33 protein-coding genes are annotated in these 23,417 nt (G+C 59.7%); 13 read left to right on the forward strand and 20 right to left on the reverse strand.

Annotation, left to right across the window (positions count from 1 at the left end; translation table 11 throughout):
* Positions 1 to 98: 98 nt before the first annotated feature.
* The 7 genes from AB4Z13_RS16700 to AB4Z13_RS16730 all read left to right on the forward strand — a co-directional run bounded on the left by AB4Z13_RS16700 (position 99) and on the right by AB4Z13_RS16730 (position 4,303).
* Positions 99 to 938 carry an SDR family NAD(P)-dependent oxidoreductase gene (locus AB4Z13_RS16700; RefSeq protein ID WP_439014716.1) on the forward strand — a complete coding sequence of 280 codons (840 nt, stop codon included), beginning with the start codon at positions 99 to 101 and terminating at the stop codon, positions 936 to 938.
* Between the two features lie 153 nt (positions 939 to 1,091).
* Positions 1,092 to 2,096, forward strand: coding sequence for a ketopantoate reductase family protein (locus AB4Z13_RS16705; RefSeq protein WP_439014715.1), 1,005 nt, complete (start codon positions 1,092 to 1,094; stop codon positions 2,094 to 2,096).
* A gap of 103 nt (positions 2,097 to 2,199) precedes the next feature.
* Positions 2,200 to 2,358 (forward strand): hypothetical protein, encoded by a 159-nt coding sequence (locus AB4Z13_RS16710; protein ID WP_439014714.1) that lies wholly within the window; start codon positions 2,200 to 2,202, stop codon positions 2,356 to 2,358.
* A 9-nt stretch (positions 2,359 to 2,367) separates the two neighbouring features.
* Complete coding sequence (gene dapA / locus AB4Z13_RS16715; RefSeq protein WP_442206357.1) at positions 2,368 to 3,288, forward strand: 4-hydroxy-tetrahydrodipicolinate synthase; 921 nt, start codon at positions 2,368 to 2,370, stop codon at positions 3,286 to 3,288.
* Between the two features lie 122 nt (positions 3,289 to 3,410).
* A complete protein-coding gene (locus AB4Z13_RS16720; RefSeq protein WP_113324636.1) occupies positions 3,411 to 3,590 on the forward strand; it encodes a hypothetical protein in 180 nt (59 codons plus the stop codon).
* A gap of 22 nt (positions 3,591 to 3,612) precedes the next feature.
* Positions 3,613 to 3,876, forward strand: a complete 264-nt coding sequence (locus tag AB4Z13_RS16725; protein ID WP_037106596.1) for a hypothetical protein — start codon at positions 3,613 to 3,615, stop codon at positions 3,874 to 3,876.
* Between the two features lie 124 nt (positions 3,877 to 4,000).
* Complete coding sequence (locus tag AB4Z13_RS16730) at positions 4,001 to 4,303, forward strand: DUF1883 domain-containing protein (RefSeq protein WP_113324635.1); 303 nt, start codon at positions 4,001 to 4,003, stop codon at positions 4,301 to 4,303.
* A gap of 18 nt (positions 4,304 to 4,321) precedes the next feature.
* Here AB4Z13_RS16730 and AB4Z13_RS16735 read toward each other — a convergent pair whose 3' ends face one another.
* Both AB4Z13_RS16735 and AB4Z13_RS16740 read right to left on the reverse strand, forming a co-directional pair.
* Positions 4,322 to 5,638 (reverse strand): replication-associated recombination protein A, encoded by a 1,317-nt coding sequence (locus AB4Z13_RS16735; protein ID WP_439014712.1) that lies wholly within the window; start codon positions 5,636 to 5,638, stop codon positions 4,322 to 4,324.
* The gene (locus AB4Z13_RS16740) at positions 5,635 to 7,035 is read right to left on the reverse strand and encodes a DegQ family serine endoprotease (protein ID WP_439014711.1); all 1,401 of its coding nucleotides are present in this window, start codon (positions 7,033 to 7,035) and stop codon (positions 5,635 to 5,637) included. Before AB4Z13_RS16740 ends, AB4Z13_RS16735 begins: the two co-directional genes overlap by 4 nt.
* A 279-nt stretch (positions 7,036 to 7,314) precedes the next feature.
* Here AB4Z13_RS16740 and AB4Z13_RS16745 point away from each other — a divergent pair, with 279 nt between their 5' ends.
* Positions 7,315 to 7,665 (forward strand): lysozyme inhibitor LprI family protein, encoded by a 351-nt coding sequence (locus tag AB4Z13_RS16745; RefSeq protein ID WP_439014710.1) that lies wholly within the window; start codon positions 7,315 to 7,317, stop codon positions 7,663 to 7,665.
* 4 nt (positions 7,666 to 7,669) lie between these two features.
* Here AB4Z13_RS16745 and AB4Z13_RS16750 read toward each other — a convergent pair whose 3' ends face one another.
* On the reverse strand, positions 7,670 to 8,131 hold the full coding sequence (locus AB4Z13_RS16750; protein WP_439014709.1) for a MarR family winged helix-turn-helix transcriptional regulator: 462 nt from the start codon (positions 8,129 to 8,131) through the stop codon (positions 7,670 to 7,672).
* A 75-nt stretch (positions 8,132 to 8,206) separates the two neighbouring features.
* On the opposite strand from AB4Z13_RS16750, the gene AB4Z13_RS16755 reads away from it, so the two are divergent.
* Positions 8,207 to 8,611, forward strand: a complete 405-nt coding sequence (locus AB4Z13_RS16755; RefSeq protein WP_113324630.1) for a GFA family protein — start codon at positions 8,207 to 8,209, stop codon at positions 8,609 to 8,611.
* Between the two features lie 58 nt (positions 8,612 to 8,669).
* Here the strand turns inward: AB4Z13_RS16755 and ilvD are convergent, their stop codons facing one another.
* Positions 8,670 to 10,508, reverse strand: a complete 1,839-nt coding sequence (gene ilvD / locus AB4Z13_RS16760; protein ID WP_439014708.1) for a dihydroxy-acid dehydratase — start codon at positions 10,506 to 10,508, stop codon at positions 8,670 to 8,672.
* Positions 10,509 to 10,829: 321 nt separating this feature from the next.
* On the opposite strand from ilvD, the gene msrP reads away from it, so the two are divergent.
* Both msrP and msrQ read left to right on the forward strand, forming a co-directional pair.
* On the forward strand, positions 10,830 to 11,777 hold the full coding sequence (msrP, locus tag AB4Z13_RS16765; RefSeq protein ID WP_113324628.1) for a protein-methionine-sulfoxide reductase catalytic subunit MsrP: 948 nt from the start codon (positions 10,830 to 10,832) through the stop codon (positions 11,775 to 11,777).
* Complete coding sequence (gene msrQ / locus AB4Z13_RS16770; RefSeq protein ID WP_439014707.1) at positions 11,777 to 12,445, forward strand: protein-methionine-sulfoxide reductase heme-binding subunit MsrQ; 669 nt, start codon at positions 11,777 to 11,779, stop codon at positions 12,443 to 12,445. Before msrP ends, msrQ begins: the two co-directional genes overlap by 1 nt.
* 7 nt (positions 12,446 to 12,452) lie before the next feature.
* Here msrQ and AB4Z13_RS16775 read toward each other — a convergent pair whose 3' ends face one another.
* Positions 12,453 to 12,851, reverse strand: a complete 399-nt coding sequence (locus tag AB4Z13_RS16775) for a DUF2809 domain-containing protein (RefSeq protein ID WP_439014706.1) — start codon at positions 12,849 to 12,851, stop codon at positions 12,453 to 12,455.
* 169 nt (positions 12,852 to 13,020) lie between these two features.
* Here AB4Z13_RS16775 and AB4Z13_RS16780 point away from each other — a divergent pair, with 169 nt between their 5' ends.
* Positions 13,021 to 13,890, forward strand: coding sequence for a DUF817 domain-containing protein (locus AB4Z13_RS16780; protein WP_439014705.1), 870 nt, complete (start codon positions 13,021 to 13,023; stop codon positions 13,888 to 13,890).
* A gap of 96 nt (positions 13,891 to 13,986) precedes the next feature.
* On the forward strand, positions 13,987 to 14,370 hold the full coding sequence (locus AB4Z13_RS16785; protein WP_439014704.1) for a VOC family protein: 384 nt from the start codon (positions 13,987 to 13,989) through the stop codon (positions 14,368 to 14,370).
* Positions 14,371 to 14,446: 76 nt separating this feature from the next.
* Here AB4Z13_RS16785 and rplQ read toward each other — a convergent pair whose 3' ends face one another.
* The 15 genes from rplQ to rplX all read right to left on the reverse strand — a co-directional run bounded on the left by rplQ (position 14,447) and on the right by rplX (position 23,406).
* On the reverse strand, positions 14,447 to 14,869 hold the full coding sequence (rplQ, locus tag AB4Z13_RS16790) for a 50S ribosomal protein L17 (protein ID WP_007812897.1): 423 nt from the start codon (positions 14,867 to 14,869) through the stop codon (positions 14,447 to 14,449).
* A gap of 124 nt (positions 14,870 to 14,993) precedes the next feature.
* Positions 14,994 to 16,004: a DNA-directed RNA polymerase subunit alpha gene (locus AB4Z13_RS16795; protein ID WP_007812895.1), complete on the reverse strand. Its 1,011-nt coding sequence runs from the start codon at positions 16,002 to 16,004 to the stop codon at positions 14,994 to 14,996.
* 97 nt (positions 16,005 to 16,101) lie between these two features.
* Entirely contained in the window at positions 16,102 to 16,491 is a 390-nt protein-coding gene (gene rpsK, locus AB4Z13_RS16800) for a 30S ribosomal protein S11 (protein WP_003547577.1), read from the reverse strand.
* Positions 16,492 to 16,624: 133 nt separating this feature from the next.
* Positions 16,625 to 16,993, reverse strand: a complete 369-nt coding sequence (gene rpsM, locus AB4Z13_RS16805) for a 30S ribosomal protein S13 (protein WP_439014703.1) — start codon at positions 16,991 to 16,993, stop codon at positions 16,625 to 16,627.
* 219 nt (positions 16,994 to 17,212) lie between these two features.
* Positions 17,213 to 17,863, reverse strand: a complete 651-nt coding sequence (locus AB4Z13_RS16810; RefSeq protein WP_113324623.1) for an adenylate kinase — start codon at positions 17,861 to 17,863, stop codon at positions 17,213 to 17,215.
* Complete coding sequence (gene secY / locus AB4Z13_RS16815; RefSeq protein WP_439014702.1) at positions 17,860 to 19,200, reverse strand: preprotein translocase subunit SecY; 1,341 nt, start codon at positions 19,198 to 19,200, stop codon at positions 17,860 to 17,862. The genes AB4Z13_RS16810 and secY overlap by 4 nt, the downstream gene beginning before the upstream one ends.
* Positions 19,201 to 19,435: 235 nt before the next feature.
* Positions 19,436 to 19,909, reverse strand: a complete 474-nt coding sequence (rplO, locus tag AB4Z13_RS16820) for a 50S ribosomal protein L15 (protein WP_113324621.1) — start codon at positions 19,907 to 19,909, stop codon at positions 19,436 to 19,438.
* 16 nt (positions 19,910 to 19,925) lie between these two features.
* Positions 19,926 to 20,135, reverse strand: a complete 210-nt coding sequence (gene rpmD, locus AB4Z13_RS16825) for a 50S ribosomal protein L30 (RefSeq protein ID WP_007812887.1) — start codon at positions 20,133 to 20,135, stop codon at positions 19,926 to 19,928.
* Positions 20,136 to 20,148: 13 nt separating this feature from the next.
* Positions 20,149 to 20,718 (reverse strand): 30S ribosomal protein S5, encoded by a 570-nt coding sequence (rpsE, locus tag AB4Z13_RS16830; RefSeq protein ID WP_007812885.1) that lies wholly within the window; start codon positions 20,716 to 20,718, stop codon positions 20,149 to 20,151.
* A 130-nt stretch (positions 20,719 to 20,848) separates the two neighbouring features.
* Positions 20,849 to 21,211, reverse strand: a complete 363-nt coding sequence (rplR, locus tag AB4Z13_RS16835; RefSeq protein WP_113297886.1) for a 50S ribosomal protein L18 — start codon at positions 21,209 to 21,211, stop codon at positions 20,849 to 20,851.
* 12 nt (positions 21,212 to 21,223) lie between these two features.
* Positions 21,224 to 21,757 carry a 50S ribosomal protein L6 gene (gene rplF, locus AB4Z13_RS16840; RefSeq protein ID WP_439014701.1) on the reverse strand — a complete coding sequence of 178 codons (534 nt, stop codon included), beginning with the start codon at positions 21,755 to 21,757 and terminating at the stop codon, positions 21,224 to 21,226.
* Between the two features lie 41 nt (positions 21,758 to 21,798).
* Positions 21,799 to 22,197 (reverse strand): 30S ribosomal protein S8, encoded by a 399-nt coding sequence (gene rpsH, locus AB4Z13_RS16845; protein ID WP_004674934.1) that lies wholly within the window; start codon positions 22,195 to 22,197, stop codon positions 21,799 to 21,801.
* A 12-nt stretch (positions 22,198 to 22,209) separates the two neighbouring features.
* Positions 22,210 to 22,515: a 30S ribosomal protein S14 gene (rpsN, locus tag AB4Z13_RS16850; RefSeq protein ID WP_007812880.1), complete on the reverse strand. Its 306-nt coding sequence runs from the start codon at positions 22,513 to 22,515 to the stop codon at positions 22,210 to 22,212.
* A 32-nt stretch (positions 22,516 to 22,547) separates the two neighbouring features.
* Positions 22,548 to 23,105, reverse strand: coding sequence for a 50S ribosomal protein L5 (gene rplE / locus AB4Z13_RS16855; protein WP_007812878.1), 558 nt, complete (start codon positions 23,103 to 23,105; stop codon positions 22,548 to 22,550).
* Positions 23,098 to 23,406, reverse strand: a complete 309-nt coding sequence (gene rplX / locus AB4Z13_RS16860) for a 50S ribosomal protein L24 (RefSeq protein ID WP_037106636.1) — start codon at positions 23,404 to 23,406, stop codon at positions 23,098 to 23,100. The genes rplE and rplX overlap by 8 nt, the downstream gene beginning before the upstream one ends.
* Positions 23,407 to 23,417: the final 11 nt, after the last annotated feature.

Consider the following 23,417-nt stretch of genomic DNA (forward strand, 5'->3'; position numbering starts at 1 on the left):
CAAATAACAAATCTTATACATGAGCGCGATTTGCGTCAAATTCCTCTCCGTCAGCAACGAACTGCTGAAACAAACACTCTCAAGGAAAGGGAATTGCCATGAAAGTCTGGTTTATCACGGGTGCATCGCGTGGTTTCGGCGCGCTGATGACCAAGGATGCTCTTGCCAGCGGTGACGCTGTCGTTGCCACCGCCCGCAACCCCAAGACCATCACCGAACAGTTCGGCGATCATCCGAACCTGCTTGCCGTCGCCCTCGACGTCACCAATGAAGAACAGGCCAGGCAAGCTGCCGCTGCCGCCGTTGCCCGCTTCGGCCGCATCGATATCCTCGCCAACAATGCCGGTTACGGCTTGCTCGGCGCGGTCGAGGAAGCAACGGCCGAAGAGATCGAAAAGATCTACGCCACCAACGTCTTCGGCCTGCTGAAGGTCACCCGCGCCGTGCTGCCCTATATGCGCCGCCAGCGCTCCGGCCATATCCTGAACTTCTCCTCGATCGGCGGCTACTACGGCTTCCCCGGCTGGGGCGTCTATGGCTCCACGAAGTTTGCTGTCGAAGGCCTGTCGGAATCGTTGGCAACCGAAGTCGAACCCTTCGGCATCAAGGTCACGATCATCGAGCCCGGCTTCTTCCGCACGGACTTCCTGCATGACAACTCGCTGGCAATCAGCCCAGCCTCCATTCCTGATTATGTCGGCACGCCGGCCGGCAACATGCACGACTTCGCAGCCGGCGCCAACCATTCGCAGCCGGGCAACCCAGCCAAGCTGACCGCCGGCATCATCGAAATGGTGAGCTCGGCCAACCCGCCGCTGCGCATGCCTTTCGGCAGCGATACGGTTGCCAAGATCGAGGAAGAGCATGCCAGCGTGGAAAAGGAACTGGCCCAGTGGCGCAAACTCGCCGTCTCCACGGACTTCGGACAGACCGGCTGAGAAGGCCTGACTTTCCCCCAGCAACAAGCGCGCCCTCCGGCGCGCTTCGTTCATTTCGGCGTGAAGATCGTCGCATCGGCAAGATTTTCACTCGCGCTGGCGCTGCGATGACCTAAATCTACGGGCGTCATCACGAATGCGGAAAGGCAAGGTATGACTATCAAATCCATTTGCATCTACGGAGCTGGCGCACTCGGAGGCGCGATTGCCGTCAAGCTGGCAAGCCGGCTCGGCGATGACGTGACCGTCTCGGTCGTCGCGCGAGGTGCGCATCTCAAGGCTATCCGTGAAGGCGGCCTTTCACTTCATGAGGCCGATGCCGACAGGCCGATCAATGTGCGGATCACCGCAACGGACAATCCGACGACACTGCCGCCGCAAGACCTCATCATCACCGGCCTCAAGGGACATCAGCTCGGCCCGGCAGCCGAGGGCATGGCAGCGCTGCTGAAGGACGGCACACGCGTGGTCATGGTGCTCAACGGTATTCCCTGGTGGTATTTCCATCGCGACACGCAAAGCGGCCATGCCGAGCTGCAGCTCGGTGAACTCGATCCCGGCGGCAAGCTGTGGAGCCTGATCGGTCCGGAACGGGTGATCGGCTGCGTGGCGCTGCAGGGAGCGGAAGTCGTCAATCCCGGTGAGATCCGCCTTTCCAATGTTGGTCGTTTCGTGCTTGGCGAACCGTCGGGCGAGATGTCGACCGATCTCGAAACCGTTGCCGGCCTCTTTGCCAAGGCAGGCCTCAATGTCTCGACCACGCCGCGCATTCGCGACGAGATCTGGAGCAAGCTGACGGGCAACGCGGCTTTCAATCCTCTCAGTGCTCTGACGCGCGCCTTGATGACCGACATTATGGCCAACCCCGCGCTCTTCGACACGGTTGGCAAGATCATGAAGGAAGTACGCGCCGTCGGCAGTGCATTGGGTGCGCAGTTCAGCATCACCATCGAGGAGCGGCTGGAGCAGTCGCGCCATATCGGGGCGGTACGCACGTCAATGTTGCAGGATCTGCTGGCCGGCAAGGCGTTGGAAATCGTGCCGCTCGTCGGCATGGTCGTCGCGCTTGGGCGCACTGCCAAGGTGCCGACGCCCGTATCGGAAGTCGTGCTGGCGCTGGTGACGCAGCTCGACAGGGAAAACCAGCGCGGCGGGTGACGGCCGCCTCTTTATGCGATTCCTATATCTTCGATCTCCACTCCGAATGGATTTCCTATCGGAGGCGGCAGTAGCCTTTGCCACAACAGCAAAGGTTACCGCCATGCGTGATGTCATGTCCCCCCGATACTTGCCGCTTCGCCCCTACCGCATCACGCGCGGCAAACGGCAGATGCGTGAGAAGCGCACGGCCCAGGCGCTGATGATCTTCGGCATCGTGCTCGCCTGCGTCGAATTCTATGTGATCCTCGGCTCGCTCTGAGGCCCCATCATGAACAGCATGGGAAGACTGCGCCCGGGTGGCGCGATCACTGCGCTCGTCACGCCGTTCCGCAACGGCGAAGTCGATGGCGCAGCATTGGAAGCCCTTGTTGAATGGCAGGTGCTGAGCGGCGTCGATGGACTCGCTCTCTGCACGGCGGCGGGTGAAGGGCTGAGCCTCTCACCACAGGAACGCCGCATGGTGCTCGACATCTGCATCCGGGCCGCGGCGGACCGTATTCCGGTGATCGCCGCGGCCGGAACCAATTGCACCGAGAGTACGATCGCGTTTATCCGGGATGCGGAAGAACGCGGTGCCCGCGCTGTGCTTATCACCGTACCCTATTATTCCAAGCCAGGGCAGAAGGGCATTCTGCATCATTTCCAGCAAATCGCTGCGGCAAGCAATCTGCCTGTTCTGATCGAGAATGCGCCCGCACGCACGGCGAGTGACCTGACGGTGGAAACGCTGGAGCGACTTGCCGAACTCGAAGCGATTGTCGCCATCATCGATGCTACCGGGGATATCGCCCGCTTCGCCAACGTGCCGGCGGCGCTGCGGCACCGCTTCCGTTTCCTGTCCGGCCATGACGGAGCGGCGCTTTCTTTTCATCTGGCGGGTGGCGACGGCATCGTGTCGGCGGCTGCCAATATCCTCCCGCGTCTCGTCACATCGCTGCAGCAGGCGGCCCATGGGAGCTATATTTCCGCAGCGCTGGCGCTCAGCGACAGGCTGAATCCGCTCGTGACTGCACTGGGTTCGGAGAGTGATCCAGCCCGGCTGAAATATGCGCTGCAGGTTCTGCGCGGCACGGAGCCCGATCTTCGCTTGCCACTCGTACCGGCAGAGGCCGAAAGCCGCTTCGCGATCGTAGCTGCGCTTTCTCCTTTTGTCGGCGGCAGCGCTCAGCGCATGGCGCTATCCCTATGAGATTTTAATATTTTCGCTTCCGGCGCCAAATGGAAACCCTATCCGCCAGCATCTATCTTGATGAGCGTGACACCGCCGCGACACTCAAACGGCGGTTGAGTTAGACTTCGAAAGGACAAACGATGTCACGCCTGACTGATATCAATGCCAAGACCGACCCGCTGCAACGTGGCGTAAGCGCCCATGCGGCCGATCCCTCCCATCCGCTGTTTGCCGGCCTGGTTGCCGTCGCACCGCGGCTCGGCGCCGTTATGGCTTTCGCCGGGCTCGTGCAGATGAGCTTCCATCTTATTTCCCAGTAAGCGCGGATCGAGGATCACGACAATGGCAAATGCACAGCAACGCCGGCAGATTTCGGCTCCTCTCACTCCTCGTCCGGCTCGCTTCACCGTCGGTCGCGACAAGGGCGGCCGCTGGATCGTCCAGGATCGGGAGGGGCTCGTCGGCGGTCTCTTCATCAATGAAGCCGCGGCCCTTCATTTCGCCGCGGAAGAGTGCAACCACAATCCCGATGAGATCTGCCGCGCCGCAACGGGCATAGTGCTCGATTTTGCACCTCTTGCGCGTAACACCGGCAATATCCACTAAATACTGTGCCGTTCCTGCCATTTTGAAACAGCAGGAGCGGCACCAGGCCCAGGATTTCCAACTTTTCCTTAACTGCCATCCTGATAGAGTCCCGCTTGCAGAGACTATATGTGCCGCGAGACCAATGCCGAAACCGAACTTCCGCTTCACCCATTACGATATCAAGGAACAGCGCGCCGGAACGATCGTCGAGGTGTCTCTGAGCGCCGTGAACAATGTGCGGCTGATGACGGCTCCGAACTTCCAGCGGTTCACCGAAGTGCTCGATTTCAAATATATCGGCGGTATCGCGCGCAAGTCGCCGGTCAGGCTCGCCATCCCCGAGAGCGGCCACTGGCATATCGTCGTCGATATGGAAGGCCATCACGGGCTGGCGGATTCTTCCGTCAAGCTGATCACCGCTCCGGCCGCACAGAAGCGCGCCTGACATTAGCGCTGCCTGATCTCAGCGCGGATTGCGCTCCTTGCGAAGTTTTGCCCACCAGTCCAGCCGTTTGCGGATCTCGCGTTCGAAACCGCGTTCCGGCGGATCGTAAAAAGTCTGGCGGCCCATCTTTTCGGGAAAATAATCCTGGCCTGAGAATGCATCCGGCTCATCGTGGTCGTAGCGGTAACCATCGCCATATCCCTCGCCCTTCATCAGCTTCGTCGGCGCGTTGAGGATATGCTTCGGCGGCAGGAGCGAGCCATTCTGCTTGGCGGCCATCGTCGCCGCCTTGAAGGCGGTATAGACGGCATTGGATTTCGGGGCGGTCGCGAGATAGACGCAAGCTTGCGCGAACGCCAGCTCGCCTTCCGGCGAACCGAGATAGTCATAGGCATCTTTGGCAGCGTTGCAGATTACCAGCGCCTGCGGATCGGCAAGGCCGATATCTTCCACCGCCATGCGCACCAGCCGCCGGCCGAGATAGAGCGGATCCTCGCCGGCATCGAACATACGTGCAAGGTAGTAGAGGGCGGCATCGGGATCGGAGCCGCGGACCGACTTGTGAAGCGCCGAGATCAGATTGTAATGGCCGTCCTGCGCCTTGTCGTAGACAGGCGCCCGGCGTTGGACGATGCGCGTCAGGCCTTCGGTATCGAAGGTCTCGCCCTCGCGAGCGGCGCGCCAGACTTCTTCAGCCAGCGTCAGCACCGCGCGGCCATCGCCATCAGCCATGCGGATCAGGCTGGCGCGTGCGTCCTCGGTCAACGGCAGTAGCCTGCCCTCGACCGTCTCGGCACGTTTCAGCAATTCCTCGAGGCTCTCTTCGTCATGCGACTTGAAGGTCAGCACCCGGGCGCGCGACAGAAGAGCGGCGTTGAGCTCGAAGGACGGGTTTTCCGTCGTCGCGCCGACGAGGATGACTGTGCCATCCTCCATGACCGGCAGGAAACTGTCCTGCTGGGCGCGGTTGAAGCGATGGATCTCGTCGACGAAGAGCAGCGTCTGGCGGCCATCCATGCGGCGCATGCGGGCGGCCTCGAACACCTTCTTGAGATCGGCAACGCCGGAGAAGATCGCCGAGATCTGTTCGAACGCCAGACCCGCCTCGCCCGACAGCAGCCGCGCGACCGTCGTCTTACCGGTTCCTGGCGGCCCCCAGAAGATCATGGAGCCAAGAGAGCCGCTCTCGATCATCCGGCGCAGAACGCCATCCTCACCGGTCAGATGTTCCTGACCGGTGACGTCGCCAAGTGTCTTCGGCCGCAGGCGATCGGCAAGCGGCCGCCGGCTGGCGACCTCTTCCGGAACACGCGGCGCGAAGAGATCGTCACTCATCGGAAGAACTGCCTGATGCGCTGACCATCGCGTTCGATCTCGACCCGCCAGAGGCTGGGATCGGAATCGGCGATCTCCTGCAGGTCGCGGCTGGTTTTCACTTCGGCCCCATTGATGGAAACGATGATATCCTTCGGCTCGAAGCCGAGTCGGGAAGCAGGAGACCCGCCCTCGACATCGGAGATAACCACACCCGCCGAATCGAGCGGCATCCTCAGTTCATCGGCCACACGCGGCGAAAGGTTTTCCACGACCGCACCGGTAAAGGGCGTGCGTCCGCCGATCGTGCGCTGATCGCGAGGCTGGGTTTCCGGCGCGCGGGCAAGGGCAAGCGTTATCTGCTGCTCGCGCCCGTTCTCCATGACCGTCAGGTTGACCGACCTGCCGAGGCCGGCCGTCGTCAATCGATAGAGAAGCGCATCCGGATGTTCGACAGAGACGCCATCGACGGCGGTGATGACCTCGCCCGCCTTGAGGCCGGCCTTGGCTGCCGGGCTATCCGCCGTGACCTTGGCGATCAGTGCACCGCGCGCCTTGTCGAGGCCGAGCGCATCGGCGACCTCAGAGGTCACCGGATCGAAGCTCGCACCGATATAGGGCCGCTCGAAGGATTTGACGCCGGAATCGGCCGAGGTCAGGAAGACCTTGACGAGATTGGCTGGAATGGCAAAGCCGATACCGTTCGAGCCGCCGCCGCGCGAGAAGATCGCCGTGTTGATGCCAATCAACTCACCCTTCATGTTCATCAGCGCGCCGCCGGAATTGCCGGGATTGATCGAGGCATCCGTCTGGATGAAAAAGCCGAACTCGTTCTTGACCACCTGATTGCGGGCAAGCGCCGAAACGATGCCGCTGGTGACGGTCTGGCCGACGCCGAAGGGATTGCCAATCGCCAGCACGAGATCGCCTACTTCCACCGCATCGGAATTGCCGATCGGCAGTGTCGGGAAATCCGCCTTGCTGTCGATCTTCAACACCGCGAGATCGACGCGGTCGTCACGCAGAACCACCTTGCAAGGGAATTCGCGGCCGTCGGACAGCGCCACCTTGATATCATCGGCGCCCTCGACGACGTGATTGTTGGTCACCACGGTGCCGTTCGCTTCGACGATGACGCCGGAGCCAAGCGAAGACTGCTTCTCGGAACGGTTCGGCATCTGTTGGCCGAAGAACTGTTCGAAGAAGGGGTCGCCGGCAAAGGGCGACTGACGCTGGACGGTCTTTTCGGCATAGACATTCACCACGGCACCCGAGGTCTGTTTGACCAGCGGCGCGAAGGAAAGCTGCATCTGCATCTGGCTTTCCGGCACGGTCTTGGTCTGCGCTTCGGCGACCGCCGGCAGCAGGAGCGTGAATGCCAGAAGAGAAACGGAGGCGTGTTTAAACAGGCCTTGCATGGGAATCCTTTTGAAATGCTCTCAAGAAAAATGTTGTAGCGCCCGACGCTAGAAAGGAAAGAGGGCGGAAGCATGGAAGATCGAGGCATCGCGGATTTGGGAATTTGAATCAGGAAAATCAAGCAGGTTACTGATATCTAAGCTCAAAAGCAGGACATAGTCACCGCGCAGGGACAACGTCCTCAAAGCCGGCGGACGGGTTTGATCCTTGCCATAAAACGGACCTGTATCATCTTTGCCGTGAGACCGAAACAGAGTGTCCTTGCAGCAGGAGAGACCATGAAGACCACCATCCTATTAGCAGCAGCCTGCGCCACGCTTCTCACGTTTGCACCACAAGGCGCGCAGGCAGCGAGCTTCAACTGCGATGCAAAGGAGCTGCAGCCAGATGAGAAGGTGATCTGTGAGAACCGGTCTCTCAACGACGCTGATGTGAAGATGGTGACGACCTTCGAGCTGCTGTCGGGACTGCTGGCCATGGGCGCGCGCGGTACGCTGCAGGACGAGCAGACCGCGTGGCTGAAGAAGCGGCAGGCCTGTGGCGCGGATGCTGCCTGCATTGGTGCTGCCTATCAGGAACGGTTGAAGCAGCTCGGCGAGACCTACAAGAACATCAATCGGCCCCTCTAAGGGTTCAGTCTTGATCTCCCCGGCCGCCCTGGAAATCGGCAATCATCTCGTTGATGAGGCTTGCGGCCTGGCGCAGACGTTCCTCGCCATAGGTAGCGCCATGTTCGTCTGCCCAGACAGCCTGGCGGCCGGAGATGTCGGCAAGCGCCCTCCTCCCCGCCTCGGTCAGTTCCATCAGCTTGGCACGCTGGTGGATCGGGTTGGCCCGGTAGGTAATCAGCCCCTCTCCTTCAAGAAGATCGGCGATCCGCTGCACGCCCTGGCGGGCAAGACCGAGCGCACGCGCCGTATCGGCAACCGACATCGGCGCGTGGTCGGCAGCAGCAAGCACCTGCCAGCGCGCGCTGGTCTGGCCGGCAGGTTTGGCAAGCGCGTCGCCTTCAGCCTGCAAGTGGGCGGAAAGGCGGATCACGGCGATGGAGAGGGCGGCAAAGGCATCGCCATCAGGCGTACGTTTTCTCGTCATCTTGACAACATATTGTCATGTGTTAATAATGACAATATGTTGTCATATGATGCAGCAACTCGCAAGGAGGAGCATATGAAGAAGACCTATCACGGAAGCTGCCATTGCGGCCGGATCCGCTACGAGGCCGATATCGACATTCAGGCCGGGACGGGAAAGTGCAATTGCTCGATCTGCTGGAAGCTCCGCTACTGGGGCACGAACATCAAGCCAGAGGATTTCCGCCTGTTGTGCGAGGAAACAGGCATCAGCGATTATCAGTTCGGAACCTTTTCGGGCCATCATCGCTTCTGCGCCAATTGTGGGGTACCTGCATATGGCGACGGTTACATCGAGGCAATGGGCGGCGCTTATGTCTCGATCAATCTCGCCTGCCTTGACGATCTCGATCCCGCCGAGCTTGCCGAGGCGCCGGTGCAGTATTTCGATGGCAGGAATAACAGCTGGTGGACCGTACCGGCAGAGACACGACATCTGTGAAAAAGAAAAAGCCCCTGATTTGCAATCAGGGGCTCTACCTAATCCACAATAAATCGGCTTATCGCGCGTTCAGATCACGTACAGCGCCGCGATCAGCGCTGGTTGCGAAGGCCGCATAGGCCTTGAGCGCGGTCGAGACGTTGCGCTTGCGCGGCTCGGACGGATGCCAGCCCTTCTGATCCTGCTCGGCGCGGCGGGTGGCAAGTTCCGCATCGCTGACACGCAGGCTGATCGTCCGGTTCGGGATATCGATGTCGATCATGTCGCCCTGGCGCACGAGACCGATGACGCCACCGTTAGCAGCTTCCGGTGAAGCGTGGCCGATAGAGAGACCGGAGGTGCCGCCGGAGAAGCGGCCGTCGGTGATCAGCGCGCAGGCCTTGCCGAGACCCTTCGACTTCAGGTAGCTCGTCGGATAGAGCATTTCCTGCATGCCGGGGCCGCCCTTCGGACCTTCGTAGCGGATGACGACGACATCACCGGCAACGACCTCGTTGCCCAGAATGCCCTTGACGGCGGCATCCTGGCTTTCGAAGACCTTGGCCGGGCCGGAGAACTTCAGGATCGATTCATCGACGCCGGCCGTCTTCACGATGCAGCCGTCGACCGCCAGATTGCCCTTGAGAACTGCGAGGCCACCATCCTTGGAGAACGGATGCTCGACCGAGCGGATGACGCCGCCGACGCGGTCGGTATCGAGATCGTCCCAACGGGCCTCCTGGCTGAAGGCGACCTGTGTCGGGATGCCGCCGGGAGCCGCGCGATAGAATTTGCGGACGGTCTCGCTGTTGGTGCGGGTAATGTCCCAGCGATCGATCGCATCGCCCAGCGTCTCGGCATGAACCGTAGGGCAGTCGCGATTGAGGAGGCCACCCTTATCGAGCTCGCCCAGGATCGACATGATGCCGCCGGCGCGGTGAACGTCTTCCATGTGAACGTCGGACTTGGCCGGCGCAACCTTGGAAAGGCAGGGAACGCGGCGCGACAGCGCGTCGATGTCGGCCATGGTGAAGTCCACCTCGCCTTCATGCGCAGCCGCCAGAATGTGCAGAACGGTGTTGGTAGAGCCGCCCATGGCGATATCAAGCGCCATGGCATTCTCGAAAGCCTGCTTCGAGGCAATCACGCGCGGCAGGGTCTTCTCATCCTCCTGCTCGTAATAACGGCGAGCGAGATCGACGATCAGGTGGCCGGCCTCAACGAAGAGCCGCTTGCGGTCGGCGTGCGTTGCAAGCGTCGAGCCGTTGCCGGGCAGCGACAGGCCCAGTGCTTCCGTCAGGCAGTTCATGGAGTTTGCGGTAAACATACCGGAGCATGAACCGCAGGTCGGACAGGCCGAACGCTCGATGATCTTGACGTCTTCATCGGAGATCTTGTCGTCGGCAGCAGCGACCATGGCATCGACGAGGTCGAGCGCATGGGTCTTGCCATGCAGGACGACCTTGCCAGCCTCCATCGGGCCGCCGGATACGAAGACTGTGGGTATGTTGAGGCGCAGCGAGGCCATCAGCATGCCGGGGGTGATCTTGTCGCAATTGGAAATGCAGACCATGGCGTCGGCGCAGTGGGCATTGACCATGTATTCGACGCTATCGGCGATCAGCTCGCGCGAGGGCAGCGAATAGAGCATGCCGTCATGACCCATGGCGATACCATCATCAACGGCGATCGTGTTGAATTCCTTGGCAACGCCGCCCGCCGCTTCGATTTCGCGGGCGACAAGCTGGCCGAGATCCTTGAGGTGAACGTGGCCGGGGACGAATTGCGTGAAGGAGTTCACTACAGCGATGATCGGCTTGCCGAAATCCGAATCCTTCATGCCCGTGGCGCGCCAAAGGCCGCGCGCGCCCGCCATGTTGCGGCCGTGGGTCGTGGTTCTGGAACGATAAGCTGGCATCGGTGTCTTCCTCAATATCCAGGAATTGTCTGGCGATGCGGGGCGGCAAAGGATTTGCGAAGGCCGGGCAGTCGCTGCTCTTTGGAATTGTCCTAATCCAATCGGCCCAAGCTGTCACTACCGGGAATGCCCAAAGCGGTACGGGCGGCACCATCAGGCATATACGGATACTAGGGCACATTTGTTACGGTCTATTCCATCACGGGCGAACACAAAAAATTGGCTTTTCGTCTCTAAGATTCAAGGCATACACACTGACCCAAAGCGCGCTATCTGCGTCTAAAGATTCACACGGGCCGCCCCGCCCAGGAGGAATTCGATATGCCAGCCTATCGTCCGCCCAAAATCCGCTCCTCGGAAATCACGCCGCGCGAGATTTACCTGAAGCGCCGGGAATTTCTCGGCGCTGCGACGTTTGGCGCGATCGCGCTCTACGGCGCTGGCAAGGCGAGTGCGGCAGCACTGACGACCGTCAAGAGCAAGTACACGGTCGATGAGAAGCTGACGCCGATCAAGGACGTGACCACCTACAATAACTTCTACGAATTCGGCCTCGACAAGGGTGATCCCGCAGCACTTTCCGGCAAGTTCAAGCCGCTGCCCTGGACGATCAAGGTCGACGGCATGGTCAACAAGCCCGGCACCTTCGATATCGAGGCGCTGATGAAGGAGTTCCCGATCGAGGAGCGCGTCTATCGCATGCGCTGCGTGGAAGCCTGGTCGATGGTCATTCCGTGGAACGGCTTTCCGCTTGCTTCACTTCTCGACAAGGTGGAGCCGCAGGGCAGCGCCAAATATGTCGCCTTCGAGACCGTTGTGCGCCCCGAAGAGATGCCCGGCCAGGCCGGCCTCTTCCAGTCGCTGAACTGGCCCTATGTCGAGGGCCTGCGCATGGACGAGGCACGCCATCCGCTGACGCTGCTCGCCGTCGGGCTCTATGGCGAAACGCTGCCGAACCAGAATGGCGCGCCGGTGCGCCTCGTCGTGCCATGGAAGTATGGTTTCAAGGGCATCAAGTCGATCGTACGCATAACGCTCACCGATCAGCAGCCGAAGAATACCTGGCAGGTGACAAACCCGCAGGAATACGGCTTTTATGCCAACGTCAATCCTGCAGTCGACCATCCGCGCTGGAGCCAGGCGACCGAGCGGCGCATCGGCGAAAGCGGTTTCTTCGGCGCCAACCGCCACCCCACCCTGCCCTTCAACGGCTATGCCGACCAAGTTGCCAGCCTTTATGACGGCATGGATCTGAGGGTCAATTTCTGATGACGGCGTTTTCGCTCGCCATTCCGAAGCGCTGGCAGCCGGCGTCCGTCTGGCTGCTCTATGTCGTCGGGCTCGTGCCCGCCGCCTGGTATTTCTATCTCGGCGCGACAGATCAACTCGGTGCCGATCCGGTGAAGACATTCGAGCTCTTTCTCGGCATCTGGACGATCCGTTTCCTGATCCTGACGCTTGCCGTCACCCCTGCCCGCGATCTCCTTGGCTGGAACTATCTGCGTTATCGCCGCGCGCTCGGCCTTCTGACCTTCTACTACGCGCTGATGCATTTCACCGTCTACATGGTGCTCGATCAGGCGCTGGATATCGCGGCCGTCATCAACGATGTGGTGAAGCGCCCCTTCATCATGTTCGGCATGGGCGCACTGGCGATGCTGGTGCCGCTCGCCGTCACATCCAATAATTTCTCGATCCGCCGCCTCGGCAAGAACTGGATCTGGTTGCATCGCCTCATCTACATCATCGGTGCCTGTGCCGCGCTGCACTTTGCACTGTCCACGAAGATCCTCGACCTCGAACAGTATATTTATGTCGGCTTGATCATCGCGCTGATCCTCTATCGCTCCTACAAGCCGATCGGGCGGAGCCGGAAGAAGGGGCAAGGGCAAGGACGAGCACGTGGCGGCCGCGCCGTGGTTTCATCGGCTTCGTAACGCCGCGTTAGGGCCTCGAAGGCGATGATTGCCTACGCGCCGGATCAAGCGCATAAGCGGCCGCTATTCCGAAAGCGTATGCGACAATATTCCAGAGCGAGAATACCCGCCCTAGCAGCAAGGCGCCTGCGGTCGTCAATCTGAAGGCATCGAGCCAGGGGGTGTGGTAGAGCCGGAAGAGCTCGACGCATATGGCGACAGCGAGTGCGATGGTGGCAATTCCTGCAGGCCGAATTCTTGTACTAAGGCCTCCAACAGCAAATGCCAGCAGGAAATACACCATCGATCCCCAAAGCAGCGAACCACCATATTTGACGACGACGAAGGGCAGATCGACGGAGTAGCCGAAGCGCCTGAGCAGCAGGCCCGAAATGATGATCAGGAATAGGGCTGCGAGGCGCTGCAACTGCCTGCCTTGAATCGCTCCGCTCAATTGCAATCGACCACCATGATCTCAACTGATTTGAACGCCTAATTGCGATGCAGCAAATTATCAAGCTGGTGCTGTCCTGGCCTAGCCGAGCCTGATAGCTTCCTACTGCTTCGAAACGAGTCTCGGGATCACTCGCAAGAACATGCCGAAAGTTGCCGCACTTCAAGGATTGCTCCCTCTACTGGACAGGCATCTGATCGACCGACCGGCCGATCTTCCGCGCAATGGCATCGAACGCTTCGTCGTCGAATTCTTCTATTTCGGAGTCAAGGAAGCGCGGGCATGCCTCTTCGCGGGTCTGTTTTTTCTATCGGTTTTTCTGGTGCCGCGTGCAGGCCTTATCGGTATCCCGCGCTACGATCTGCTGCTGATTATCGCTCTTGCGATCCAGGCCTGGATGGTCTGGGCAAAACTCGAGACCATCGATGAGTTGAAGGCGATTTCCGTCTTCCATGTGGTCGGTTTTGCATTGGAGGTCTTCAAGACGTCCGGCAGTATCCAATCCTGGAGCTATCCGGATTTCGCCTATACGAAGCTCTTCGGCGTCCCGCTGTTTTCCGGCTTCATGTACGCGGCCGTCGGCAGCTATGTCATCCAGGCCTGGCGCCTGTTTGATCTGCGTGTAAGACACCATCCATCCTACTGGATGGCCGGGCTCACGGCATTGGCGATCTACGCCAACTTCTTCACCCACCACTATATCGGCGATTATCGCTGGTATATCGCCGCCTGCACGCTCGGTCTTTATGCGCGCACCACAGTCATCTTCAGGCCCTATGATCAAGACCGCAAGATGCCCCTGCTTCTCGCCTTCGTCCTGATCGGCTTCTTCATCTGGCTTGCGGAGAATATCAGCACCTTCTTCGGCGTTTGGCGCTATCCAAACCAGATCGGCGCGTGGTCGACCGTGCATATCGGCAAGTGGAGTTCGTGGTGCCTGCTGGTGATCATGACCTTTACGATCGTTGCAAACCTCAAGCATATCAAACACAAGATCCACGTGCCTGAATGAATTTCCGAAACGGGCAGAGAACCAGGACATGTGTGGAGCGAACGCCGGGCCGGCTTTTATTTCGCCATCCCTATGTGCTCATAAGGAGCGCCAAGCTTGATTGACCATATCACCGTCGCTGTAAGCGATCTCACAAAGAGCAGGCTCTTTTACGAGAGAGCCTTCGCACCCTTGGGATACACATTGTCCTTCGGGAAGGAGAACGTGTTCTGGGCCTTCGATATCGGCAATGGTTGCCTGTTCGAAATCCAGCAGGCCGATAGCGCTCCGCCTCTGACACGCATCCACGTCGCTTTTCGAGCCAAGAACAGGGCTGACGTCGATGCGTTCTATCAAAGCGCTCTAGCAGCCGGCGCGCGGGACAATGGCGCACCTGGCCCGCGCCCGGATTACGCGCCCGATTACTCTGCCTGCTTTATTCTCGATCCCGATGGCTACAATATCGAAGCCATGATCAATCAGCCGCTCAACAAAGCTTGAACAGAAGCGAGCTCAAACGCCCAAACGAAAAAAGCCGGGCAAAGCCCGGCTTTCCTGTTTCCGTAACCGGAAAATCTTAGGCAGCGACAGACTGCTCTTCAGCAGCGACGCGAGCCTTGTCGGCTGCGCCCTTTGCATAGGTGTCGCGGTCAACGAATTCGATGACAGCAAGAGCAGCGTTGTCGCCCTGGCGGAAGCCAGCCTTCATGATACGCAGGTAGCCGCCGTTGCGGGTTGCGTAACGCGAGGCGATCGTGTCGAACAGCTTGTTGACGACGACAGCATCCTTGATCTGCGAAATCGCCTGACGACGAGCGTGCAGGTCGCCGCGCTTGCCGAGGGTGACGAGCTTCTCGACGATCGGACGGATTTCCTTGGCCTTCGGCAGGGTCGTGACGATCTGCTCGTGGGTGATGAGCGAAGCCGCCATGTTGGCGAACATCGCCTTGCGGTGGCTTGCAGTTCTATTCAGCTTGCGGCCGGCTTTACCATGGCGCATTGCTATTCTCCTTTAATGCAGGTGCCCTTACGCTAACCGGGCCTGCCGTTTCCTGGCACATGCAGGCGATAGGCCTGCTGTTTGACGGGGAAAGGCAGCCGTAAAAAGCCTGCCTTTTTGTTTCTTAATACTGGTCTTCGTAACGCTTGGCGAGATCTTCGATGTTCTCGGGCGGCCATGCAGGCACTTCCATGCCGAGGTGCAGGCCCATGGAAGCGAGAACTTCCTTGATTTCGTTGAGCGACTTGCGACCAAAGTTCGGGGTGCGGAGCATTTCTGCTTCGGTCTTCTGAATGAGGTCGCCGATGTAGACGATATTGTCGTTCTTCAGGCAGTTTGCCGAACGAACGGACAGTTCGAGCTCGTCCACCTTCTTGAGGAGCGCCGGGTTGAAGGCCAGTTCGGTGACTGCCTCTTCTTCGGTTTCCTTCTGCGGTTCGTCGAAGTTGACGAAGACGCCAAGCTGGTCCTGCAGGATGCGAGCCGCGAAAGCGACGGCATCTTCGCCGGAAATAGAGCCATCGGTTTCGATGGACATGGTCAGCTTGTCGTAGTCGAGAACCTGTCCTTCGCGGGTGTTTTCAACCTTGTAGGACACTTTCTTGACCGGCGAATAGAGGCTGTCCACCGGGATGAGGCCGATCGGAGCATCTTCCGCACGATTGCGCTCAGCCGGAACGTAGCCCTTGCCGTTGTTGACGGTGAACTCCATGCGGATCTCGGCACCCTCGTCGAGCGTGCAGATGACATGCTCGGGGTTGAGGATTTCGATATCGCCGACCGTCTGGATGTCGCCAGCCGTTACAACACCCGGACCCTGCTTGCGCACGACCATGCGTTTGGCATCGTCGCCATCCATCTTGATGGCGATTTCCTTGATGTTGAGCACGATGTCCGTAACGTCCTCGCGAACGCCCGGGATCGAGGAGAATTCATGCAGCACGCCGTCGATCTGCACGGCCGTAACAGCGGCACCGCGCAGAGAGGAGAGCAGAACGCGGCGCAGCGCGTTGCCGAGGGTGAGGCCGAAACCGCGCTCAAGCGGCTCTGCAACGAGAGTCGCCTTGGTGCGCGAGCTCGAAGAGAACTCCACCTTGTTCGGCTTGATCAATTCCTGCCAGTTCTTCTGAATCATAATTTTGCCTTCCGTTCGTTGCCACTATCCAATCGTGGCAACCGAGCTTGAAAACCACCGGGAGCGCCGAGGCGCTCACCAGTGACGATAGCGATGATCAGACGCGGCGCTTCTTGCGCGGACGGCAGCCATTGTGCGGGATCGGGGTCACGTCGCGGATGGACGTGATCATGAAACCGGCAGCCTGGAGCGCGCGCAGAGCCGATTCACGGCCGGAACCCGGGCCGCAGACTTCGACTTCCAGCGACTTCATGCCATGTTCCTGAGCCTTCTTGGCGCAGTCTTCGGCAGCGATCTGGGCAGCGAACGGGGTCGACTTGCGTGAGCCCTTGAAGCCCTTAGCGCCAGCAGACGACCAAGCAATCGCATTGCCCTGCGCGTCGGTGATGGTGATCATCGTGTTGTTGAAGGTCGAGTTGACGTGAGCGACACCCGACGAGATGTTCTTGCGCTCGCGACGGCGAACGCGGACGGCTTCCTTAGCCATGGTATTCCTTTCGTTGATCTCTTCACCGCCGTAATCCCAGCGGCTACACCGGAACGGCGCCTATATGACCCCGCTCCAAACTCAAAAGAGGCCGGCGCAGACCGCCAGCCTCCCCACTCCGGTTTCCCGGAAATTACTTCTTCTTACCAGCGATCGCCTTTGCCGGACCCTTGCGGGTGCGGGCATTGGTGTGCGTGCGCTGACCGCGGACTGGAAGGCCACGACGGTGACGCAGGCCGCGGTAGCAGCCGAGGTCCATCAGACGCTTGATGTTCATCGAGGTTTCGCGACGAAGATCACCTTCGACGTGATAGTCACGGTCAATGGTTTCGCGGATCTGAAGGACTTCAGCGTCCGTGAGCTGATGAACGCGGCGATCAGCCGGAATACCGACCTTCTCGACGATTTCCTGCGCGAATTTCGATCCAATCCCGTGAATGTAGGTCAGCGCGATGACGACGCGCTTTGCAGTCGGGATGTTGACGCCAGCGATACGTGCCACGCCTGTTCTCCTTGCATTCCAGTTGCCATCCGGCAATAGGGCTTCGTTATGCAGCCAAAGGCCGCTCGATTAAATTCGGGTTCGTAACATCACAAAACGATCGAACCCGGATTTCCTTCGGGAAATCCGCGCCGATCGCAGGGAATGTCGCGAGTTGGCGCGGTTTAGCGGAATCAGTGCAAAAAAGCAACCGCTCCCGCGAAGTTTATTTTCAAAGCTTTAAAGCTTGGAAAGAATGCGTTCGATCTCGGTGGTAACCTGATCGATTTCGGCCATGCCATCCACGGACTTCAGTTTGCCTTTGGCATAATAGTAGCCGATCAGCGGCGAGGTTTCCTTGTAATAGACCTCGAGACGCTTGGTCATGGTCTCGGCATTGTCGTCGGGACGACGCTTGAAGTGGGTCGAACCGCACTTGTCGCAGACGCCTTCCTTAACCGGGACCTTGTCCGAGTCGTGATAGACGGTGCCGCACTCGGCGCAGGAGTAACGGCCTGCCACGCGGCGGACCAGTTCCTTGTCGTCGACACGGAATTCGATGACGACCGAGAGATCGAGACCCTTGGCCTTCAGCATTGCCTCTGTGGCATCTGCCTGCACGAGCGTGCGCGGGAAGCCGTCGAGGATGAAACCGTTGGCGCAATCGGGCTGATCGATTCGTTCGGAGACGATGGCATTGACAATCTCGTCCGAGACCAGGTTTCCGGCGTCCATGACAGCCTTGGCACGCTTGCCGACTTCAGTACCAGCCTGAACGGCGGCGCGCAGCATGTCACCCGTGGAAAGCTGCGGAATGCCATGCTTTTCCACGATCCGCTGGGCCTGGGTCCCCTTACCCGCGCCCGGCGGCCCCAAAAGTATAAGTCTCATCGCCCCCTCTTTCCTCCACGCAGCTTCGATTTCTTGATCAGGCCTTCGTACTGCTGTGCGATCAGATGGCCCTGGATCTGTGCCACCGTATCAAGAGTTACGCTAACCACGATCAAAAGCGAAGTCCCACCAAGGGATAATGGGATGCCGGTTTGCGACACCAGAATCTCAGGCAGGATGCAGACGAAGACGAGATAGATAGCGCCGATCACCGTGATACGGGTCAGCACGTAGTCGATATATTCGGCAGTGCGATCACCCGGGCGGATGCCCGGGACAAAGCCGCCATGCTTCTTCAGGTTATCGGCCGTGTCCTTCGGATTGAAGACGATGGCCGTGTAGAAAAAGGCAAAGAAGGCGATGAGGGCAGCATAGAGCACCATGTAAAGCGGCTGGCCGTGGCCAAGCGCTGCAACGATGGAGGTCGCCCAGGCGGGCATCGCCGTCGTGCTGGCAAAGCCCGCGAGCGTCGCCGGCAGAAGCAGCAGCGAAGATGCAAAGATAGCCGGGATGACGCCCGAAGTGTTCAACTTCAGCGGCAGGTGCGAGGTATCACCCTGGAACATGCGGTTGCCGACCTGGCGCTTCGGATACTGGATCAGCAGACGGCGCTGCGCACGCTCGACGAAGACGATCACGGCGATGACCGCGATCGCGACGACGATGACGAGCAGAATGAGGCTCGTCGACAGCGCGCCAGTACGGCCGAGCTCCAACGTGCCGGCAAGAGCGGTCGGAAGACCAGCGGCAATGCCTGCGAAGATGATCAGCGAAATGCCGTTGCCGATGCCGCGCGAGGTGATCTGCTCACCGAGCCACATCAGGAACATGGTACCGCCGAGCAGCGTCAGAACGGTGGAAATCTTGAAGAACCAGCCCGGATCGACGACGAGGCCGTTGCCGCTCTCGAGACCAACGGCAATACCGTAGGCCTGAAGCGCGCCGAGGATGACAGTGCCGTAGCGGGTGTACTGGTTGATGATCTTGCGGCCCTGCTCACCTTCCTTCTTCAGGTTTTCGAGCGCCGGCACAACCGAGGTCATGAGCTGCACGATGATCGAAGCGGAGATGTAGGGCATGATGCCGAGCGCGAAGATCGCCATGCGCTGTACGGCGCCGCCCGAGAACATGTTGAAGAGGCCGAGAATGCCGCCAGCCTGGCCCTGGAAGGCCTGGGCGTATGCCTGTGGATTGAGGCCCGGAAGCGGAATATGCGTACCCAACCGGTAGACGAGGAGAGCTGCCAGTGTGAACCACAGGCGCTTCTTAAGATCCTCGGCTTTGGCGAAGGTCGAAAAATTGAGGTTTGAAGCCAGTTGTTCCGCTGCAGAAGCCATGCGTTTCTCCGCGCTACCAATTCCGGGCGCTCTCGAGTCGGCCGGCACCGGAATCAGTATGAATTTCTTTTAAAAACCGGGCTTCGGACGGATCGCTGGCGCAACCCTATGCCTCACCCTCGTTTTCAGTCTTACCGTCTCGACGCGGATGCGTCCAAGTAGGTTTTTGTGAGGCTCACATATGGGAGCAAAATCGCCCGGTGTGAAGCACCCCGGGCGATATATCATCAGTTTATTATTCTGCCGCTGCGGCAGAAAGAAGCGTTGCCGTGCCGCCAGCCTTTTCGATCTTCTCGACGGCAGGCTTGGAAGCGCCTGCAACTTCGAGGGTGATCTTGGCCTTGAGCTCGCCATCGGCAAGAACGCGAACGCCGTCCTTGGCGCGACGGATGACGCCGGCAGCCTTCAGAGCAGCCGCATCAATGGTCGCCTTCGCGTCGAGCTTGCCGGCGTCGATGGCAGCCTGGATGCGTGCCAGCGATACGACGACATAGTCGGCTGCGAAGATGTTGTTGAAGCCGCGCTTCGGCAGGCGACGGTAGATGGGCATCTGACCGCCTTCGAAGCCGTTGATGGCAACGCCCGAACGGGACTTCTGACCCTTTACACCACGACCACCGGTCTTGCCGGAGCCCGAGCCGATACCACGGCCAAGACGCTTGCGGCTATGGGTAGAGCCTTCGTTATCTTTAATTTCATTGAGTTTCATGAGCGTTACTCCGGACTCACTTCTCGTCGACGACGCGAACGAGATGCTGGACTGCACGGATCATGCCACGAACGGCCGGAGTGTCCTCCAGAGTGCGGCGACGGTGCATCTTGTTCAGTCCGAGACCGATCAGCGTGCGCTGCTGGACGTCCGGACGGCGAATCGGGCTGCCGATCTGTTCGATCGTAACAGTCTTCGCTTCAGCCTTCTTGGTAGCCTTGGCCATTGGTCAGCTCCTCTTATTCTTCAGAGGCGTTGCCAGAAGCGGCACGGCGAGCCTGGAGCGTAGCATACTTGATGCCGCGCTGAGCTGCGATGTCCTTCGGGTGAACCTGGTGCTTCAGAGCGTCGAAGGTAGCGCGAACCATGTTGTAGGGGTTCGACGAACCGGTCGACTTGGCGACGACGTCGTGAACGCCGAGCGTTTCGAAAACGGCGCGCATCGGACCGCCGGCGATGATACCGGTACCGACCTTGGCCGAGCGCAGCAGAACCTTGCCGGCGCCATGACGGCCATGAACGTCGTGATGCAGCGTACGGCCGTCACGCAGCGGTACGAAGATCAGTTCGCGCTTGGCTGCTTCGGTTGCCTTGCGGATGGCTTCCGGCACTTCGCGTGCCTTGCCATGGCCGAAGCCTACGCGGCCCTTCTGGTCGCCGACGACGACGAGTGCTGCGAAACCAAAACGACGGCCGCCCTTGACGACCTTGGCGACGCGGTTGATCGCGACAAGCTTGTCGACGAATTCGCTATCGCGCTCTTCGCGGCTCTGGCGGTCTTCCCGCTGCGGCCTTCTTTCCTGTGCCATTGTCCTCTTCCTTTTTCTTTTCCGGGTGCAATCGGCAAACAAAATGAGGACCGCATCGTCTTCCCCAAGGGAACGGTTTGCGGCCCGGTGAAATCCGGCCGAGGCTCGAGAGCCTTCGGCCGGAAACTGATTAGAAGGTCAGACCGCTTTCGCGGGCTGCATCTGCCAGGGCCTTGATGCGGCCGTGATAGATGAAGGCGCCACGATCGAATACGACCTCAGTGACACCTGCCTTGGAGGCGCGCTCAGCGACGAGCTTGCCAACGAGGGCAGCTGCTGCTGTGTCAGCACCGGTCTTCAGAGAACCGCGCAGATCCTTGTCGAGGGTCGATGCAGCGGCGAGGGTCTTGCCGGCAACATCGTCGATAACCTGAGCGTAAATGTTCTTCGACGAGCGATGAACCGACAGGCGCGGACGGCCATTGGCCACCGACTTGAGATGACGGCGCACGCGGTTGGCACGACGTGCAAGTGCTTCTTTCCTGCTAGCCATTTCGCGTGATCCTTACTTCTTCTTGCCTTCTTTGCGGACAATCCGCTCGTCGGCATACTTGACGCCCTTGCCCTTGTAGGGCTCCGGACCGCGGTATTCGCGGATCTCGGCGGCGACCTGGCCGACCTGCTGCTTGTTGATGCCGGTAACGACGATTTCCGTCGGCTTCGGCACAGCGATCGTGATGCCCTGCGGCGGTTCATAGACCACGTCGTGGCTGAAACCGAGCGCCAGCTGCAGGTTCTTGCCCTGCAGGGAGGCACGGTAACCAACGCCGTTGATTTCGAGCTTGCGCTCGAAGCCGTCCTTAACGCCCTTGAAGATGTTTTCGATCATCGTGCGGGACATGCCCCACTTCGAACGAGCTTCCTTCGTCTGGGACAGCGGCGTTACGACGACCGCATTGTTTTCGAGCTTGAGGCTGATTTCGTCGTTTGCGACGAAAAACAGCTCGCCCTTCGGGCCCTTAGCAGTAACCTTCTGGCCATCGACCGTAGCCGTGATCCCAGCAGGTACCTGAACGGGCTTCTTACCGATACGAGACATGTTTCAATCCTGTCTGTTCGCTATGGAGACCCTGCGCTGTCTTAGAAGACAGAGCAGAGAACCTCGCCACCAACGTTCTGTTCGCGAGCCTGGTGATCGGCCATCACGCCCTTCGGGGTCGAAAGGATGGTGATGCCGAGGCCGTTCGCGACCTGCGGAATGGACTTGACCGAGACATAAACCCGGCGGCCCGGCTTGGACACACGGCCGATCTCACGGATCACCGATGCGCCTTCATAGTACTTCAGTTCGATGTTCAGTTCGGACTTGCCGTTGCCGAAATCGACGACGGAGTAGCCACGGATGTAGCCTTCGGACTGGAGGACATCGAGAACACGTGCACGGAGCTTGGAAGCAGGCGTCGAAACCGACGACTTGCGACGCGAAGCGCCGTTGCGGATACGGGTGAGCATATCGCCCAACGGATCAGTCATTGTCATCTAACCTGCTCCTTACCAGCTCGACTTGACGATGCCCGGCACCTTGCCGAGATTGCCCAGTTCGCGCAGCGCGATACGCGACATACGCAGTTTACGGTAATAAGCGCGCGGACGACCGGACACTTCGCAACGGTTGCGAATGCGGGTCTTCGATCCGTCACGCGGCAGGGATGCCAGCTTGATCGAGGCCTTGAACCGCTCTTCGATCGGAAGAGCCTGGTTCATGATGATCGCCTTCAGGGCAGCACGCTTGCCGGCCTGGTTTGCGACCGTATTACGGCGGCGCTTGTTCTTTTCAACTGCGCTTGTCTTCGCCATGTCAGGTTCCTTTTCTACGCTCGTCGTTACGGTTACTGACGGAACGGGAAGCTGAACTCCGTGAGGAGCGCCCGAGCTTCGTCGTCGGTCGTTGCCGTCGTGCAAACGATGATGTCCATGCCCCACATCTGATCAACCTTGTCGTAGTTGATTTCTGGGAACACAATGTGCTCCTTGATGCCCATGGCGAAGTTGCCACGGCCGTCAAAGCTCTTCGGGTTCAGGCCGCGGAAGTCGCGAACGCGCGGAAGCGCGATGTTGACCAGGCGATCCAGGAACTCGTACATGCGGGCGCCGCGCAGGGTGACCTTCGCGCCGATCGGCATGTTTTCGCGGACCTTGAAGCCAGCGATAGAGTTACGTGCGCGGGTGATGACCGGCTTCTGGCCAGCGATGGCAGCCAGGTCGGCAGCAGCAACGGTCGGCTTCTTAGAATCAGCCGTGGCTTCGCCCACACCCATGTTGATAACGATCTTGTCGAGCTTCGGGATCATCATCTCGTTGGCGTAGGAGAACTTCTCCTGCATCGCCTTACGGATCCGCTCGACATATTCCTTCTTGAGCCGCGGCTCGTACTTTGCCTCAGCCATCGATCACTTCTCCCGAACGCTTAGCCACGCGGACCTTCTTGCCGTCAACAACCTTGAAGCCGACGCGGGTCGGCTTGCCGTCCTTGTCGACGATGGCGACGTTGGACAGGTGGACCGAAGCTTCCTTGGAAATGATCCCGGCTTCCTGGGTCTGCGTCTGACGCTGGTGGCGCTTTACGACGTTAACGCCGCGAACCACGGCGCGATCTTCCTTCGGCAGGACCTGGATGACTTCGCCAGTGCGGCCCTTGTCCTTGCCTGCGAGCATGACGACCTTGTCGCCCTTACGAATCTTCTGCATCGTTCCCGCTC

This window comes from Rhizobium sp. YAF28 (genome assembly GCF_052113285.1).
Classification (GTDB): Bacteria; Pseudomonadota; Alphaproteobacteria; order Rhizobiales; family Rhizobiaceae; genus Rhizobium.